This is a genomic window from Alteromonas sp. ABH4_457, from assembly GCF_056160625.1.
Genome location: NZ_JBSWXN010000043.1, coordinates 1 through 216, shown reverse-complemented (window position 1 = coordinate 216; position 216 = coordinate 1). Strand labels below are relative to the sequence as shown.

At 44.9% G+C, this 216-nt stretch carries 1 rRNA gene; it reads right to left on the bottom strand.

Going from position 1 to position 216, the window contains the following annotated elements:
* Nucleotide 1 precedes the first annotated feature (1 nt).
* Nucleotides 2-216, bottom strand: a 23S ribosomal RNA gene (locus ACXAGR_RS23860); the annotation flags it as partial.

The window sequence follows — 216 nt, the reverse complement described above, 5'->3', positions numbered from 1 at the left end:
GGGTACGGTTCACATAATCATAAGTTTAGAAGCTTTTCCTGGAAGCAGGGCATCAACAACTTCACTCCCTTGGGAGCTCGTCTCGTGTCTCAGAATTATAAAACCGGATTTACCTAATCTTACTTCCTACACACTTTCACCTGGGCAACCAACGCCAGGATTGTCTAGCCTTCTCCGTCCCTCCGTCACTGATTATATAAGTACGGGAATATTAAC